A 14,985-nucleotide genomic window follows, 5' to 3' on the forward strand; every position below is an offset into this window, starting at 1 on the left:
CCTGTTGCTTCCCGGCCGGACGTGTACGGCCGGGCGAAGCGGACGGGCGGCCCCGGGTGGGAGCCGCCCGCCCGGCGGTTTCGTTCAGGCCCGGATCGGGCCTGCAAGCGCGGCGGTCGGGCCGCGGCTTACTTGATGACCGTCTTCGCTTCCTTGAGCAGATCCGGCGACAGCGTCACGCCCTGCTTCGCGGCCGCGCCCGTGTTCGCGAACAATTCGAGGTTGCTGCTCGTCTCCGACGCGATCGCGCCCGGCTTCTCACCCTTCAGGATGCGCGCGACGACCTTGCCGGTCTGCCGGCCGAGGTCGCCGTAGTTGATACCGAGCGCCGCGATGCCGCCGCGCTTCACGCTGTCGGTGTCGCCGGCGACGAGCGGGATCTTCGCTTCGTTCGCGACCTTCACGAGCGCTTCGTACGCGGACACGACGTTGTTGTCGGTGTTCGTGTAGATCACGTCGACCTTGCCGATCAGGCTCTTCGCGGCCGGGCCGATGTCGACGGTGCGCGGCGCGGCCGCTTCCTTCAGCGTCATCCCCTGCTTCGCGAGAATCTCCTTGAGCTCCTTCACGACCACGACCGAGTTCGCCTCGCCCGGGTTGTAGACCATGCCGACCGTCTTCGCCTTCGGCACGACGCGCTTGATCAGCGCGACCTGGCGGTCGAGCGGCAGCTTGTCGGAGACGCCCGTCACGTTGGTGCCCGACGCGCCCCAGCCCTTCACGAGCTGGGCTGCGACCGGATCGGTCACGCCCGAATACACGACCGGCACGCTCTTCGTCAACGCAACCACCGCCTGCGCGGCCGGCGTCGCGATCGCGACGATCACGTCGGGCTGGTCGCCGACGAACTTGCGCGCGATCTGCGCGGCCGTGCCCGTGTTGCCCTGCGCGCTCTGGTATTCCCACTTGAGCTTGTCGTCGCCGTATCCTTCCGCCTTCAGTTCGGCACGCACGCCGTCGCGGATCGCATCGAGCGCCGGATGGTCGACGATCGACAGCACCTTGACCGTCTGGGCGTGCGCGGCGCCTGCCAGCGCGAATGCGGCGACGCCGGCCGTGATCGAACGGATCGCGAAAGTCTTGAAACGCTTCATGGGTGAGTCTCCCCCGTATTTGTGTCGGTTCTGGATGATGGATTCCCGCCGCCGTCATGCAGGTGCCGATGCGCGCGCAACCGGATGACGGCGCGGGCGGCAGCGGCCCCGCGCGGGCCCCGGGAAGGCGCGCGGCGGCGAGCGCACGAGGATACCATTTCCGCAGACCACCGCCTGACTCCGCGCTTTCGGCCGACCGAGCGGCACACGCGGCCGCCGCACCGCCGCGAAACGCTCGTGAAGCCCGGCCGGCGGCGCTCCGCGCCGGTCCCGGCGCAACGCGTCAGCCGCATTCACAGCTTTACGTTATGCTGTCCGCCGACCCAATCCACACCATCGGAGGGTGCATGAAACGGGGACTCCACGCGATCGCGTGCGCGGCCGTCGCGCTGGTGCTGCCAGGCGCGGCATTCGCGCTGACCGACGGCAGCGCGCAATACGACGACTGCATGCTGGGCGCGCTGCGCGAGAGCCGCAACGGCGCGGCCGCGCAACTGATCCAGCGCTCGTGCGACGCGCTGTACCGCAACAACGCGATGCTGCTGCCGCGCGAGCGGCGCTTTCACGAGTGCGTCGTGCAGTCGTTGCCGGGCGTGCGCGACAACTACGCGATCCAGCAGATCATGGCGATCTGCTCGCGGCGCGGCGAGATGTGAGCCGGCACTGAACGCCGGGCGCCGCGCCATGGTCTGCCGGCGGCGCCAACGAAAAAGGGCCTGCGCGATGCAGGCCCTTTCGTTTCAGCGGTCCGACCGGTGTGCGACGTTCAGAACGACGCGACCATCGAGCCCTTGAACTGCTTCTTGATGAATTCCCGTACTTCCGCCGACTGGTACGCCTTCACCAGCTTTTTCACCCACGGCTGATCCTTGTCCTTCGCGCGCACGGCGATCAGGTTCGCATACGGGCTCGTCAGCGATTCGAGCGCGATCGCGTCCTTGGTCGGCTGCAGGTTCGCGGCGAGCGCGTAGTTCGTGTTGATCACGGCGGCGTCGACATCCGACAACACGCGCGGCAGTTGCGCGGCGTCGAGCTCGGAGATCTTCAGCTTCTTCGGGTTCTCGGCGATGTCGAGCACCGTCGCGTTGTTGCCGCCCGTGCCGGCGCCTGCCTTCAGCTTGATCACGCCTTGCGTCTGCAGCAGCAGCAGCGCGCGGTTCTCGTTCGACGGATCGTTCGGCACCGCGAGCTTCGCGCCTTGCGGCAGGTCCTTCAGCGCCTTGAACTTCTTCGAGTACACGCCGATCGGCGAGATATAGGTCAGGCCCGCGCTGACGATCTTGTAGCCGCGCTGCTTCACCTGGCTGTCGAGGTACGGCTGGTGCTGGAAGCTGTTCGCGTCGAGGTCGCCCGCATCGAGCGCCGCGTTCGGCTGCACGTAGTCGTTGAACTCGATGACCTTCACGTTCAGGCCTTCCTTCTCCTTCGCGACCTTCTGCACGAGCTGCCACACTTCCGCATCCGGGCCGGCGACCGTGCCGACCTTGATGACCTTGTCCTCGGCGTGCGCGCCCGCCGACAGCGTCAGCGCGGCACCGGTGGCCAGCACGGAAAATACCTTCAGGAGACTGCGACGCTTCATCTGTTTCTCGCTTGCTTGCTAACTAAAAATGGGGCGCGATACGGGTATCCCCGAACTCGCAGGAAGGGGCAAATGGTGTCACAGGATCGGCCGGAAGTGAAATACATCCCGCTCATATGGGTATGCACCGCAGCAGTGCCGGCAGACGATGCGCGGCTCGGCCGTTAGTTGCGTTCAGTGTACGCGGGCACCGGCGTCGGCGACCCGGAACGCGCCGATCGCGTCGCGCAGCCGCCCGGCCTGCTCCTGCAGCGACGCCGCGGCCGCGGTGGCCTCCTCGACGAGCGCCGCGTTCTGCTGCGTGACCTGATCCATCTGCGTGACCGCGCGCCCGACCTGCGTGATGCCGCTCGCCTGCTCTTCGGACGCCGCCGCGATCTCGCCCATGATGTCGGTCACGCGCGCGACCGCCTGCAGGATCTCGCCCATCGTCGTGCCGGCCTGGCCGACCAGCGTCGAACCGTTGCGCACGCGCTCGACCGAATCGACGATCAGCTCGCGGATCTCCTTCGCCGCCGTCGCGCTGCGCTGCGCGAGTGATCGCACCTCGCCCGCGACCACCGCGAAGCCGCGCCCCTGCTCGCCGGCCCGCGCGGCCTCGACCGCCGCGTTCAGCGCAAGGATGTTGGTCTGGAACGCGATGCCCTCGATCACGCCGATGATGTCGGCGATCTTGCGCGAGCTGTCGTCGATCTCGCCCATCGTGCCGATCACGCGACTGACGACGTCGTTGCCCGCCCGCGCGATCTCCGATGCGTTGTTCGCGAGCCCGCTCGCCTGCCGCGCGTTGTCGGCGTTCTGCTTCACCGTCGCGGTCAGCTGCTCCATGCTCGCGGCCGTTTCCTCGAGCGATGCGGCCTGCTCCTCGGTGCGCTGCGACAGGTCGTCGTTGCCGGACGCAATCTCGCGGCTCGCCGACGCAATCGACTCGGCCGACTGGCGGATTCCGCCGATCGTCGCCTGCAGGCGCGCTTGCATGTCGCGCATCGCCGCCATCATGCTCGTGTCGTCGCCCGCACGCACCGGCACCGGCCGCGTGAGGTCGCCCTGCGCGATGCGCGTTGCCAGCGCGGCCGCTTCGTCCGGCTCGCCGCCGAGGCTGCCGCGAACGTTGCGAATGATCACGAGCATCGCCGCGCTGATCACGAATCCGATCACGAACACGACCGCGAGGTGGCCGAACAGCGTCCGGTAGTAGACGGTATCGATGTCCTTGAGGAACACGCCGCTCGAGATGTTCCAGTCCCACGGCGCGAAGCGCGTGACGTAGCTGATCTTCGGCACCGCGGTCTCGCTGTGCTGCAACCGCCCGCGATACTCGGCGAAGCCGCTGCCGGTCGCCTTCGCCGCGTTCAGGATCGTGACGAACAGCGGCTTGCCGTCCGGGTCGAGATAGTCGCCGACCTGCGTGCCGACCAGCTTCGGCAGCGTCGGGTGCATCAGCACGACGGGTTTCGAATCCATCACGAACACATAGCCCGACTCGCCGTAGCGCATCGCGGCCAGGCTCGCGAGCGCGTCGCGCTTCGCGTCGGCCTCGGGCAACGTGCCACTCTGCGCGAGCGCGTGATATGCGTTGACAATGCCGGCCGCCGAGTCGACCAGATTGGCGATGCCGGCCTTGCGTTCGGCGAGCATCGTCGCGCGCGTCTCGTATGCGCTCCATGCGCCGACGCCGAGCAAGCCGATCCATACCAGCGCAAGCGCGAGCCACAGCTTGCGATTCAAACTCATTCTGCTCATCTGCGTGCCTCGTTGTCGAAGTCGATTCCCGCATACGCGCGAACGGCCGGTCGCGCGCAAACGGTTGCCCCCATATTTACGGCAGCGAGACTTACAACTTGAATACACGCGCGACGGCCGGCACGACACGCGACGGCCGCTGTGCTAAAAAGACCGGCTGACCGGCACACGACGCGCCGGCGACATTCCAGGGCCATCCATGTACGTCATCGACATCCACTACAACGCGTCGCTCGAGCGCATCGACGATGCGCTCGAACGCCACCGTGCGTATCTGCAGCCGCTGTTCGAGCGCGGCATCTTCATCGCGGCGGGGCCGAAGGTGCCGCGCGAAGGCGGCGTGATCCTCGCGGCCCGCATCGACCGCGACGAACTGGACGCGATCCTCGAGACCGATCCGTTCGTGACCGAAGGGCTCGCGACGTACCGCGTGACGGAATTCCGGATCACGCGTGCCGCGCAGGGCTTCAACGTGCCGGCACTGCCGTAACGCGCGCCGGCGCGCGAATACGCGCACGCACGCCGCCTCGCGAGGCGGCGAATGCAGATCGAGGGGAAACGGGAAGAATGCGTGACGGCGCGTCGCGGCCGCCACGCGTTTCGCCGGGCGAACGCCCGGGCGAACATGCGGCGCGCGCCGCTCAGTCGACCAGCAGCTTCAGGTCGTGGACCCACGGGCCGGGGCCCTGGCCGTCACGCACGAACAGGCGCAGCTTGCCGTCGCTGTCGAACACGTAGCTCGCGGCGGTGTGATCCATCGTGTAGCTGCCGGGCGTCTTGCCGGGCACCTTCGCGTAGTACACGCGGAAATCCTTCGTGACCTTCTTGAGCGCCGCTTCGTCGGCCGGCCGCAGGCCGATGAACGACGGATCGAACGCGGGCACGTACTGGCCGAGCAGCGCGGGCGTGTCGCGCTCCGGATCGACGGTGACGAACAGCACCTGCACGCGTTTCGCGGCATCGGGCCCGAGCTGCTTCAGTGCCTCGGACAGTTCGGCCATCGTCGTCGGGCAAACATCCGGACAGTGCGTATAGCCGAAGAACATCACGACCGCACGGCCCTTGAAGTCGGCGAGCGTGCGCACCTTGCCCGTCGTGTCGGGCAGCGAGAAATCGCTGCCGAACTGCGTGTTGCCGGTGATGTCGAGATTCTGGAATTTCGGCGCGTTGTCGCAGCCGGCGAGCAGCGTGGCTGCCGCGAATGCGCACGCGAGCATCCAGCCTTGGCGCGCGCGGCGCCCGAACCATGAATGGTGCATTGCGTTCAAACCGTGCGGTTACACGCCAAGCAGCGGGCGTGCATAGTGATCGACGAGCAGCGCGGCGAACAGCAGCGACAGGTAGACGATCGAGTAACGGAAAGCCTTGCGGGCGAGTTCGTCCGAATAGTCGCGGTGGATCTTCCATGCATACGCGAGGAACACCGCGCCGAGCAGCACCGCGCTCGTCAGGTAGACGGCCCCGCTCATCCCGGAGATGAACGGCATCAGCGTGACCGCGAACAGGATCACCGTATACAGCAGGATGTGCAGCCGCGTGAATTTCTCGCCGTGCGTGACGGGCAGCATCGGCAGGCCCGCGTTTTCGTAATCCTTGCGGCGATACAGCGCGAGCACCCAGAAATGCGGCGGCGTCCACACGAAGATGATCAGCACGAGGATCCATGCATCGCCGGGCACCGCGCCGGTGACCGCGGCCCAGCCGAGCGCCGGCGGCATCGCGCCCGATGCGCCGCCGATCACTATGTTCTGCGGCGTCATCGGCTTGAGCAGCAGCGTGTAGATCACCGCGTAGCCGACGAACGTCGCGATCGTCAGCCACATCGTCAGCGGATTCGTGAACGTATAGAGCGTCCATGCGCCGACGCTGCCGAGCACGGCCGAGAACAGCAGGATCTGCGGGGTCGTGATCTCGCCGCGCGCGGACGGACGCCATGCGGTGCGCCGCATCATCGCGTCGATCTTCTGTTCGACGAGGCAGTTGATCGCGAACGCCGCGCCGGCCAGCAGCCAGATGCCGACGGTGCCGCCGATCAGCACATGCCACGGCACCATGCCCGGCGTCGCGAGAAACATGCCGATCACCGCACAGAACACCGCGAGCTGCGTGACACGCGGCTTCGTCAGCGCCATGTACTGCGAGAACCGGCTACCGGGCGATTGGGAAAGGGTGCTTTGCATGGGGACGGTCACGCCGGGGCGGCGTCGCGCGCGGGCTGCACGACACGGCCGGGGCGGCTTGAAAGGATGCGAAAGTTTAACATGACGACGAGCAGCAGCAGGATCGCGGCGCCGCCGTTGTGCGCGACGGCAACCGGCAGCGGCCACTGCAGCACGATGTTGGTCAGGCCCGTCAGGAACTGCAGCAGGACCACCAGCAGCACGCCGTTCGCGGGCCGGCGCAGCGACTCGAAGCGGCGCATCTTCAGCGCGAACGCGACCAGGTATGCGACGACGACGAACGCGAACGTGCGGTGGGTCCAGTGGATCGCGACCAGCGCGTCCTGCGTGATCGCATCGCCATCCTTCGTCATGCCGAGCGCGCGCCACAGATGGAAGCCCTGCTCGAAGTTCATCGGCGGAATCCACTGGCCGTTGCAGGTGGGGAAGTCGGTACACGCGAGCACCGCGTAGTTGGTGCTCACCCAGCCGCCGAGCGCGATCTGCACGACCAGCAGCACCAGCGCCGCGAGCGCGGCCGCGCGGTAGCGGCCGGCCTCCGGGTCATGCGACGGCAGCGGCGTCTGCCGCGCCGCGAGCCAGCCGAGCGTGCCGAGCAGCGTGAGGCCGAGCAGCAAGTGGGTCGTGACGATCACCGGCTGCAGCTTCATCGTGACCGTCCACGCGCCGAACACGCCCTGCACGACGATCAGCAGCAAGAGGCTCGTCGGCCACCACGGCGACACGTGCAGCGGGCGGCGGCGCAGCCGCGCGGACCACGCAATCACGACCTGCGCGATGATCAGCACGCCGATCGCCATCGCGAAATAGCGGTGGATCATCTCGATCCACGCCTTCGTCATGCTGACAGGGCCGGTCGGCATCGCCTGGTGCGCGGCCGTGATCGCAGCATGTGCGATGAACGGCGACGACGTGCCGTAGCAGCCGGGCCAGTCCGGGCAGCCGAGGCCCGAATCGGTCAACCGCGTGAAGCCGCCGAACATCACCAGGTCGAGGGTCAGGAACGTGGTGATCCACACCAGCTTGCGGAACTTGTCGTCGTCGGCCTTCACCCACACGTACGACAGCGGCAGCAGCGCGATGCAGAGGCCGATCAGGCCGAGTTGCAGTAGATACGACATCGAATGGTTGCCTCGCCGTCTCGCCTTAGCCGATGCTCGACCACTTCAGCAGCTTCGAGACGTCCGTCTTGATCTTGCTGGGGTTCGGGTTCTTCGGGAAACGCATCATCAGGTTGCCGTTCGGATCGACCATGTAGATGTGATCGCTGTCCTTGGTGCCGGCTTCCGCCGGCAGCCACGCGGCGACCGCGGCCGGATCGGCGACCAGCCGGCGCGTGTCCGGGTAGGCCTCCAGCACCTTCTGCGGTACCGCGCCCGCATCGCTGCGCAGCCATACCATCGTGATCCGGTGCCGCTCGCCCGCCTGCGTGACGCGGATCTGGCGCATGAAGTAGAGCTTTTGCGCGCAGGCGTCGTCGCACGCGCTGCGGTCGGTCATCACGAACAGCCACACGCCGCGCAGCGACGACAGCGGCACCGTCTTGCCGGTTTCGTCGGTCACCTGCAGGTCGGCCGGGATCGGCCGCTGCGGCTCGATCAGCGTGCCGTAGTTGGTCGAACCGCCCTTCGGCTTGATCACGTAATAGGTGAAGTACGACGCGATGATCGGCGCTGCGCACACGAGACCCAGCAGCACGAGCATCCAGCGGCCGCGCTTGCGGGCCGCGGGCGAGATCGGCGCTGCGGCCGGACCCTGACGGGAAGATTGCATGGACAAATCAGACCTCTCGAAACGAACCCGCGGCGCTTGCGCCGCGTCCTGGCATGGCGCTCACGCGCCGGCCGACTTCTTCGCCGCACGCCGCGCGGCGTACAGGCCGAAACCGAGCGCGGCCGCCCCCATGGCCCACCACTGAAACATGTAACCGTAATTGCGCTCGACGCCGGTCGTCGCCGCCGGCCAGTCGCGCACGAGCTTGTCGCCGTCGTCGCTCGTCTGCTGGATCACGAACGGCTGCAGCGGCAGCCCCGTTTCCTTCGCATACGCGGCGACGTCCAGGTTTTGCCGGATCTTCTGGTGCGCGGCCGAGCCGCCTTCGCCAAGCTCGAACGCGCGCGACGCATCGGCGCGCGCGATGCCTTCGATCTCGATGTCGCCGTCTGGCGTCGAAAACGGCTCGATCGCCGTGCGATCGGCGATGTTGCGCGGCAGCCAGCCGCGGTTCACCAGCACGACACCGCCGCCCGAGAGTTTAAACGGCATCACGACGTAAAAACCCGGCTGGTCGTTATACGGCCGATTGTCGAGAAACACCGCCAGCTCCGGCAGGAAGCGGCCCCGTGCCCGCACGCGGTGGAACTCGATCGACGCGAGCGGAATCGGCTGCGCGCCGACGTCGACGGGCGCCGCGTGCTCGTAGCGCACGATGCTCGCCTGCAGCGCTTCCTTCTGGTGCGCGCGGTCGCGCTGCCAGAACCCGAGGCGAATCGTGACCGCGACGACGACGAGAATCAGCAGCGCAGGCAGCCAGCGGATCTTCATCGGGCCACCCGCGAGACGCATTCGCGAAAGCGAAGTGCGATAATTATCCTCTTCCTTTCGAATTGCCGTCGTCCGGTTCGCGTCATGCACATCCTCGTTCCCATCGCCTTCGTCCTCATCGTCGCCAGCATGGGCTCGGCGCTCTACTTCATGATGCAAGACCGCGGCCATACGAAACGCATGGTGTGGTCGCTTGCCACCCGCGTCGGGCTGTCGATCTCGCTGTTCCTGTTCATCCTGTTCGCGAACTGGATGGGCTGGATCCATTCGACCGGCCTGCCGATCGGGCGTTGACGCATTCGTTCGTGCCGGCGGTCGCCGTGACCGCCGCGACCGCTGTGACATTTCGCCGCACAACGGCACCACCAAGCAAAAGCGCCGCCTGACGGAGTCGCGGCGGCGCCGGGTTGGCGTTGAGCGCAGGCAACCAGCCGCTGCCCCGTCCCCGCCAATGAAAACGGCCCGCGCATCGCTGCGCGGGCCGTTCCTGCATTTACAGCCAGTAGACGACGACGTACAGGCCGAGCCAGACGACGTCGACGAAGTGCCAGTACCACGCGGCGCCTTCGAATGCGAAGTGGTGATCCGGCTTGAAGTGGCCGCGGATCATCCGCACCAGCACCACCGCGAGCATCGTGCCGCCAAGGAACACGTGGAAGCCGTGGAAGCCCGTCAGCAGGAAGAACGTCGAGCCGTACACGCCCGAGTTCAGCGTCAGGTTCAGTTCGTTGTACGCGTGGTAGTACTCGAAGCCCTGCATGAACAGGAAGCAGACACCGAGCACGAGCGTCGCGGCCAGCCAGGCGATCGCCTTGTTGCGGTGATCGTCGCGCAGCGCGTGGTGCGACACCGTCAGCGTCGCGCCCGACGCCAGCAGGAATGCGGTGTTCAGCGTCGGGATCGGCCACGGGCCCATCGTCTTGAAGTGACCGGCGAGAGCAGCGGGGCCTTCGTTCGGCCACACGGCGGAGAAGTCCGGCCAGATCAGCTTGTAGTCGAGGCTGCCGAGCTGGTGCAGCGCGATTTCACGCGCATAGAACAGCGCGCCGAAGAACGCGCCGAAGAACATGACTTCGGAGAAGATGAACCAGCTCATGCTCCAGCGGTACGACTTGTCGACGTTCTTACCGTAATGGCCGCCTTCCGACTCGGCGATCGCGTCGCCGAACCAGTGATACAGCGTGAAGAGCAACCACAGCAGGCCAAGCAGCGCCGTGTACGGAGCCCAGTCGTGACCGTTGATCCACAGCGCCACCGACGCGAGCATGACCAGCAGGCCGATGGCCGCGCTGATCGGATGCTGCGACGGATGCGGCACGAAATAGTACGGGGTCTGGTTTTGACCGCTCATGCTTGATTCTCCACTTCAGTCCAATTTGTGTACCGGAAACCGCTCCGGCTTTATTTCTTGCACGGCGCGTGCCGCCACCGCGCTTTCCCGCACGCGGCGCCCGGGCGCCACGCACTGCATTCTTTCGTGGCCGCGTGCCGCGGGCCTCAGCCCACGACCGCGCGCACGATCAGGATCAGCACGCCGATGAACACACCGGCCGCGATCAACGCGACGATCAGCACGTGCAGCGGATTGAGCTGCGTCGCATCGGCCTCCAGGTCGCGCCGCTTGCGCACCCCGAAGAACGACCACAACACCGCTCGCAACGCCTGGCCGAACGACCCGCTCCGCTTGGTCTCTGTCACCGCCCCGTCTCCATCGTCATGCGTCCGGCTTCGCCGCGCCCTGCGCCGCCGTCTTGCGCGGTGCCGGCGCCGGCGCGGCCGGCGTGTTCAGCTCGAAGAACGTGTACGACAGCGTGATCGTCTTCACGTCCTTCGGCAGCTTCGGATCGATCACGAACACCACCGGCATCTTGCGCGACTCGTTCGCGGCCAGCGTCTGTTGCGTGAAGCAAAAACACTCGATCTTCTTGAAGAATTCCGTTGCCTGCTTCGGCGCGTAGCTCGGAATCGCCTGCGCCACCATCGGCCGGCCCTGCCCGTTGGTCACGTCGTACACGATCGTCGTGAGTTCGCCCGGATGCACGTCGAGGCTGTTGTGCTCCGGCTTGAACCCGAGCGGACCGCGCGCATTCGCATCGAACTCGACCGACACCGTGCGGCTGTAGTCGACCTGCGTGTTCTTCGCCTCGCGTTCGCTGACATCGCGCTGCACCAGGTTGTTGATGCCGGTGATCTGGCAAATCGCGCGATACATCGGAATCAGCGCGAAGCCGAAGCCGAACATCAGCCCGGCCACGACGAAGAGCTTCATCAGCATCGAACGATTGAACGCGCGATCGACGGCGCCCTCTTCCGGCTTCGACATACGACTACTTCCTCGCTACTGCGTCAGTTGCTGCATCAGTGAGTGGACAGCCACCACTGCTTGATCACGACACCCACAAAAAAAACGGCGGCGATGACGAGCAGGGTGAGGCCGAGCCGCTTGTTGCCCGCGCGAATCTGCTCGGGCGTTCGTCTTTCTTGTGGATTCCGGTTCATCTGAAACTTCGGTTCCGCGCCCGCCGCGCCTGCCTGCGCGGCAGGCAGCGGCGGAACGCTGGGTGAAACTTATTCGACGTGCGGCGGTTGCTCGAACGTGTGGAAGGGAGCCGGGCTCGGCACCGTCCACTCGAGGCCCGTCGCGCCATCCCACGGCTTGTCCGACGCCTTTTCCAGCTCGCCGCCGCCACGGTAGGCCGGCAGCGCGACCGCGAACAGGAAGTACACCTGCGCGAGGCCGAAGCCGAATGCACCGATCGTCGCCACCTGGTTGAAGTCCGTGAACTGCGCCGGGTAGTCCGCATAGCGGCGCGGCATGCCCGCGAGACCGACGAAGTGCATCGGGAAGAACGTCAGGTTGAAGAAGATCATCGACGACCAGAAGTGGATCTTGCCGCGCGTCTCGTTGTACATCCAGCCCGTCCACTTCGGCGCCCAGTAGTACCAGCCCGCGAATAGCGCGAACAGCGACCCGGCCACCAGCACGTAGTGGAAGTGCGCCACCACGAAGTAGGTGCCGTGGTACTGGATGTCGAGCGGCGCCATCGCCAGCATCAGGCCCGTCAGACCGCCGAACGTGAACACGAACAGGAAGCCGATCGCGAACAGCATCGGGGTTTCGAACGTCATCGAGCCGCGCCACATCGTCGCGAGCCAGTTGAACACCTTCACGCCCGTCGGCACCGCGATCAGCATCGTCGCGTACATGAAGAACAACTGACCGGTGACCGGCATGCCCGTTGCGAACATGTGGTGCGCCCAGACCATGAACGACAGGATCGCGATCGAAGCCGTCGCGTACACCATCGAGCTATAGCCGAACAGCGTCTTGCGTGCGAACGCCGGGATCACCTGCGACACGATCCCGAACGCCGGCAGAATCATGATGTACACCTCGGGGTGGCCGAAGAACCAGAAGATGTGCTGATACATCACCGGGTCGCCGCCGCCTGCCGCGTTGAAGAACGACGTGCCGAAGTGGCGGTCGAACAGCACCATCGTGATCGCGCCTGCCAGAACCGGCATCACGGCGATCAGCAGGTACGCGGTGATCAGCCAGGTCCATGCGAACATCGGCATCTTCATCAGCGTCATGCCCGGTGCGCGCATGTTCAGGATCGTCACGACGATGTTGATCCCGCCCATGATCGACGAAGCGCCCATGATGTGGACCGCGAAGATCGCGAAGTCCATGCCCGGGCCCATCTGCGTCGACAGCGGTGCGTACAGCGTCCAGCCGGCGGCCGTCGCGCCGCCCGGCGCGAAGAACGAACCGACCAGCAGCACGGCCGCGACCGGCAGCAGCCAGAAGCTGAAGTTGTTCATCCGCGCGAACGCCATGTCGGACGCGCCGATCTGCAGCGGAATCATCCAGTTCGCGAAGCCGACGAACGCCGGCATGATCGCGCCGAACACCATGATCAGGCCGTGCATCGTCGTGAGTTCGTTGAAGAACTCCGGACGCATGATCTGCAGGCCCGGCTCGAACAGCTCGGCACGGATGCCGAGTGCCATCACGCCGCCCGACAGGAACATGATGAACGAGAACAGCAGGTACAGCGTACCGATGTCCTTGTGGTTGGTGGCGAACAGCCAGCGACGCCAGCCGTGCGGGGCTTCGTGCGCGTGGTCGTCGTGCGCGTGGTCCGCGGCTACGTCGTGCCCGATGCTAGACATGAGAATCTCCTAATGCGAATACGTCGACTAACTGAGCGACACGTCAAGCCGCCGGCCCGATCTCGACCCGCCGGGCTTCCTTGGCGTCAGCCCCGCCCGTGATCGTTTCCGGCTTTTTGAGAATAATGTGGTCTTCCGCCACGCCTGCTGCCTTCAGCGCGTCGCGCACGGCCTGTGCACGATGCTTGGCGAGTTCGGCGTTCGCGTCGGCCGAGCCCGACTTGTCGGTGAAACCCGACAGCGCGAGCTTCGCGTCCGGATGTGCCTTCGCATAGTCGGCCGCTGCGGCGATCGCCGCTTTCGCGTCGGCCGGCAGCACGCTCTTGCCGGTCTCGAAGTAGATCGTCGACAGCGCAGCCGATGCTGCCGCCGGTTCCGCGCCCGACGCGGCTTGCGCCGGTGCCGAGGCCGCTTCGGCCGGAGCCGCCGCGCCTGCCGCGTCTTCCGGCATCTTGCCGTTGCGCGCGTCAGCCACTTGCTTCGGCTGCAGCAGGTCGTTCTTGTGGTTGCCCCACGAATTGCGCTCGTACGTGATGACCGACGCGATGTCGAGGTCCGACAGCGATGCCCACGACGGCATTGCGCCCTTGCCGTGCAGCACGCGCTCGACGTGACCGGCGATCGGGCCGTTCACGATCTGGCTGCCGTCCATCGCCGGGAAGGCGCCGAGGCCCTTGCCGTTCACCTGGTGGCAGGCCGCGCAGTTCGCCTTGTAGACTTCCTCGCCGTGCGCGACGAGTTCGGCCATCGTGTAAACCTTGTTCGGATCGACCGAAGCGCTGGCCAGCTTGGCCTTCTGCGCAGTCACCCACTTCGCATAGTCGTCGTCCGACAGCACAACGACCACGACCGGCATGAATGCGTGTTCCTTGCCGCACAGTTCGGTACAGAAGCCGCGGAACGTGCCGACCTTGTCGGCCTTGAACCACGTGTCGCGTACGAAGCCGGGGATCGCATCCTGCTTCACGCCGAACGCGGGCACGTACCACGAGTGAACGACGTCGTTCGCGGTCGTGATGATGCGGATCTTCTTGTTGACCGGCACGACGAGCGGATTGTCGACTTCCTGCAGGTACGTCTCGGTGATCGGCTTCTTGCCCATCACTTCGTCACGCGGGGTGCTGAGCGTCGACAGGAAGCTGATGCCCTCGCCCGGGCCCTTCACGTAGTCGTAGCCCCACTTCCACTGGTAGCCGGTGACCTTGATCGTGAGATCGGCGTTGGTCGTGTCCTTCATCGCGACGACGGCCTTCGTGGCCGGCAGCGCCATCAGCACGACGATGATGAACGGCACGATCGTCCAGATGATTTCGACGGTCGTGCTTTCATGGAAATTGGCGGCCTTGTGGCCTTTGGATTTGCGGTGCGCGAAGATCGAATAGAACATCACGCCGAACACGCCGACGAAGATCACCGTACACAGGATCAGCATCATCGTGTGGAGATCGTAGAGCTCCTCGGCGATCTTCGTGACCGGCGGCTGAAAGTTGATCTCGTTGACGCGGGGGCCGCCCGGGCTATCACCGACCGCCAGAGCAGCGCCGGCAAAGAGCAATCCGCTGCATGCCAGCACGCCCGTGAGGGCTCGCTTGATTGTTTTCATAGCATCCTTACCCAAAATTTCCATTCAAACCCTCCCCCGTCGCAAGCCGTCGACCCGTTCCGG

Annotated in this window: 17 protein-coding genes; 3 read left to right on the top strand and 14 right to left on the bottom strand. The window is 65.9% G+C overall.

The features are described 5' to 3' along the window. Window positions 1–128: 128 nt before the first annotated feature. Window positions 129–1,094, bottom strand: a complete 966-nt coding sequence (locus WS87_RS15775; protein ID WP_059819821.1) for an ABC transporter substrate-binding protein — start codon at window positions 1,092–1,094, stop codon at window positions 129–131. A 347-nt stretch (window positions 1,095–1,441) separates the two neighbouring features. On the opposite strand from WS87_RS15775, the gene WS87_RS15780 reads away from it, so the two are divergent. Continuing rightward, window positions 1,442–1,750: a VF_A0006 family four-cysteine protein gene (locus tag WS87_RS15780; protein ID WP_059526188.1), complete on the top strand. Its 309-nt coding sequence runs from the start codon at window positions 1,442–1,444 to the stop codon at window positions 1,748–1,750. Between the two features lie 110 nt (window positions 1,751–1,860). On the opposite strand, the gene WS87_RS15785 is transcribed toward WS87_RS15780, so the two are convergent. Then, window positions 1,861–2,676: a MetQ/NlpA family ABC transporter substrate-binding protein gene (locus WS87_RS15785; RefSeq protein ID WP_059691441.1), complete on the bottom strand. Its 816-nt coding sequence runs from the start codon at window positions 2,674–2,676 to the stop codon at window positions 1,861–1,863. Between the two features lie 174 nt (window positions 2,677–2,850). Next, entirely contained in the window at window positions 2,851–4,419 is a 1,569-nt protein-coding gene (locus tag WS87_RS15790; RefSeq protein ID WP_059819822.1) for a methyl-accepting chemotaxis protein, read from the bottom strand. Window positions 4,420–4,618: 199 nt separating this feature from the next. On the opposite strand from WS87_RS15790, the gene WS87_RS15795 reads away from it, so the two are divergent. Beyond that, entirely contained in the window at window positions 4,619–4,909 is a 291-nt protein-coding gene (locus WS87_RS15795) for a YciI family protein (protein WP_044848209.1), read from the top strand. Window positions 4,910–5,060: 151 nt separating this feature from the next. Here the strand turns inward: WS87_RS15795 and WS87_RS15800 are convergent, their stop codons facing one another. Genes WS87_RS15800 through WS87_RS15820 form a run of 5 tightly spaced genes read right to left on the bottom strand, consistent with a single transcriptional unit; the run spans window position 5,061 to window position 9,143 of the window. Further along, entirely contained in the window at window positions 5,061–5,678 is a 618-nt protein-coding gene (locus WS87_RS15800; RefSeq protein ID WP_059819823.1) for an SCO family protein, read from the bottom strand. Between the two features lie 18 nt (window positions 5,679–5,696). Next, a complete protein-coding gene (gene cyoE, locus WS87_RS15805; RefSeq protein WP_006477738.1) occupies window positions 5,697–6,599 on the bottom strand; it encodes a heme o synthase in 903 nt (300 codons plus the stop codon). An 8-nt stretch (window positions 6,600–6,607) separates the two neighbouring features. Beyond that, window positions 6,608–7,720 carry a COX15/CtaA family protein gene (locus WS87_RS15810; RefSeq protein WP_059703318.1) on the bottom strand — a complete coding sequence of 371 codons (1,113 nt, stop codon included), beginning with the start codon at window positions 7,718–7,720 and terminating at the stop codon, window positions 6,608–6,610. A 25-nt stretch (window positions 7,721–7,745) separates the two neighbouring features. Continuing rightward, window positions 7,746–8,372, bottom strand: coding sequence for an SCO family protein (locus WS87_RS15815; protein WP_059819824.1), 627 nt, complete (start codon window positions 8,370–8,372; stop codon window positions 7,746–7,748). A 60-nt stretch (window positions 8,373–8,432) separates the two neighbouring features. Then, the gene (locus WS87_RS15820) at window positions 8,433–9,143 is read right to left on the bottom strand and encodes an SURF1 family protein (protein WP_059819825.1); all 711 of its coding nucleotides are present in this window, start codon (window positions 9,141–9,143) and stop codon (window positions 8,433–8,435) included. A gap of 84 nt (window positions 9,144–9,227) precedes the next feature. Here WS87_RS15820 and WS87_RS15825 point away from each other — a divergent pair, with 84 nt between their 5' ends. Continuing rightward, complete coding sequence (locus tag WS87_RS15825; protein ID WP_044848213.1) at window positions 9,228–9,437, top strand: twin transmembrane helix small protein; 210 nt, start codon at window positions 9,228–9,230, stop codon at window positions 9,435–9,437. A gap of 199 nt (window positions 9,438–9,636) precedes the next feature. Here the strand turns inward: WS87_RS15825 and WS87_RS15830 are convergent, their stop codons facing one another. The 6 genes from WS87_RS15830 to coxB all read right to left on the bottom strand — a co-directional run bounded on the left by WS87_RS15830 (window position 9,637) and on the right by coxB (window position 14,946). Further along, on the bottom strand, window positions 9,637–10,494 hold the full coding sequence (locus tag WS87_RS15830) for a cytochrome c oxidase subunit 3 (RefSeq protein ID WP_059819826.1): 858 nt from the start codon (window positions 10,492–10,494) through the stop codon (window positions 9,637–9,639). A gap of 146 nt (window positions 10,495–10,640) precedes the next feature. Next, on the bottom strand, window positions 10,641–10,841 hold the full coding sequence (locus tag WS87_RS15835; RefSeq protein ID WP_006760730.1) for a DUF2970 domain-containing protein: 201 nt from the start codon (window positions 10,839–10,841) through the stop codon (window positions 10,641–10,643). A 16-nt stretch (window positions 10,842–10,857) separates the two neighbouring features. Then, on the bottom strand, window positions 10,858–11,466 hold the full coding sequence (locus WS87_RS15840) for a cytochrome c oxidase assembly protein (protein ID WP_059507798.1): 609 nt from the start codon (window positions 11,464–11,466) through the stop codon (window positions 10,858–10,860). 35 nt (window positions 11,467–11,501) lie between these two features. Then, window positions 11,502–11,642: a cytochrome oxidase small assembly protein gene (locus WS87_RS34005; RefSeq protein WP_006752059.1), complete on the bottom strand. Its 141-nt coding sequence runs from the start codon at window positions 11,640–11,642 to the stop codon at window positions 11,502–11,504. Between the two features lie 69 nt (window positions 11,643–11,711). Further along, on the bottom strand, window positions 11,712–13,319 hold the full coding sequence (ctaD, locus tag WS87_RS15845; RefSeq protein ID WP_059526209.1) for a cytochrome c oxidase subunit I: 1,608 nt from the start codon (window positions 13,317–13,319) through the stop codon (window positions 11,712–11,714). Between the two features lie 43 nt (window positions 13,320–13,362). After that, the gene (gene coxB / locus WS87_RS15850) at window positions 13,363–14,946 is read right to left on the bottom strand and encodes a cytochrome c oxidase subunit II (RefSeq protein WP_059819827.1); all 1,584 of its coding nucleotides are present in this window, start codon (window positions 14,944–14,946) and stop codon (window positions 13,363–13,365) included. Between the last annotated feature and the right edge of the window lie 39 nt (window positions 14,947–14,985).

Source organism: Burkholderia sp. MSMB0856 (assembly GCF_001524645.2).
Lineage (GTDB): Bacteria > Pseudomonadota > Gammaproteobacteria > Burkholderiales > Burkholderiaceae > Burkholderia > Burkholderia diffusa.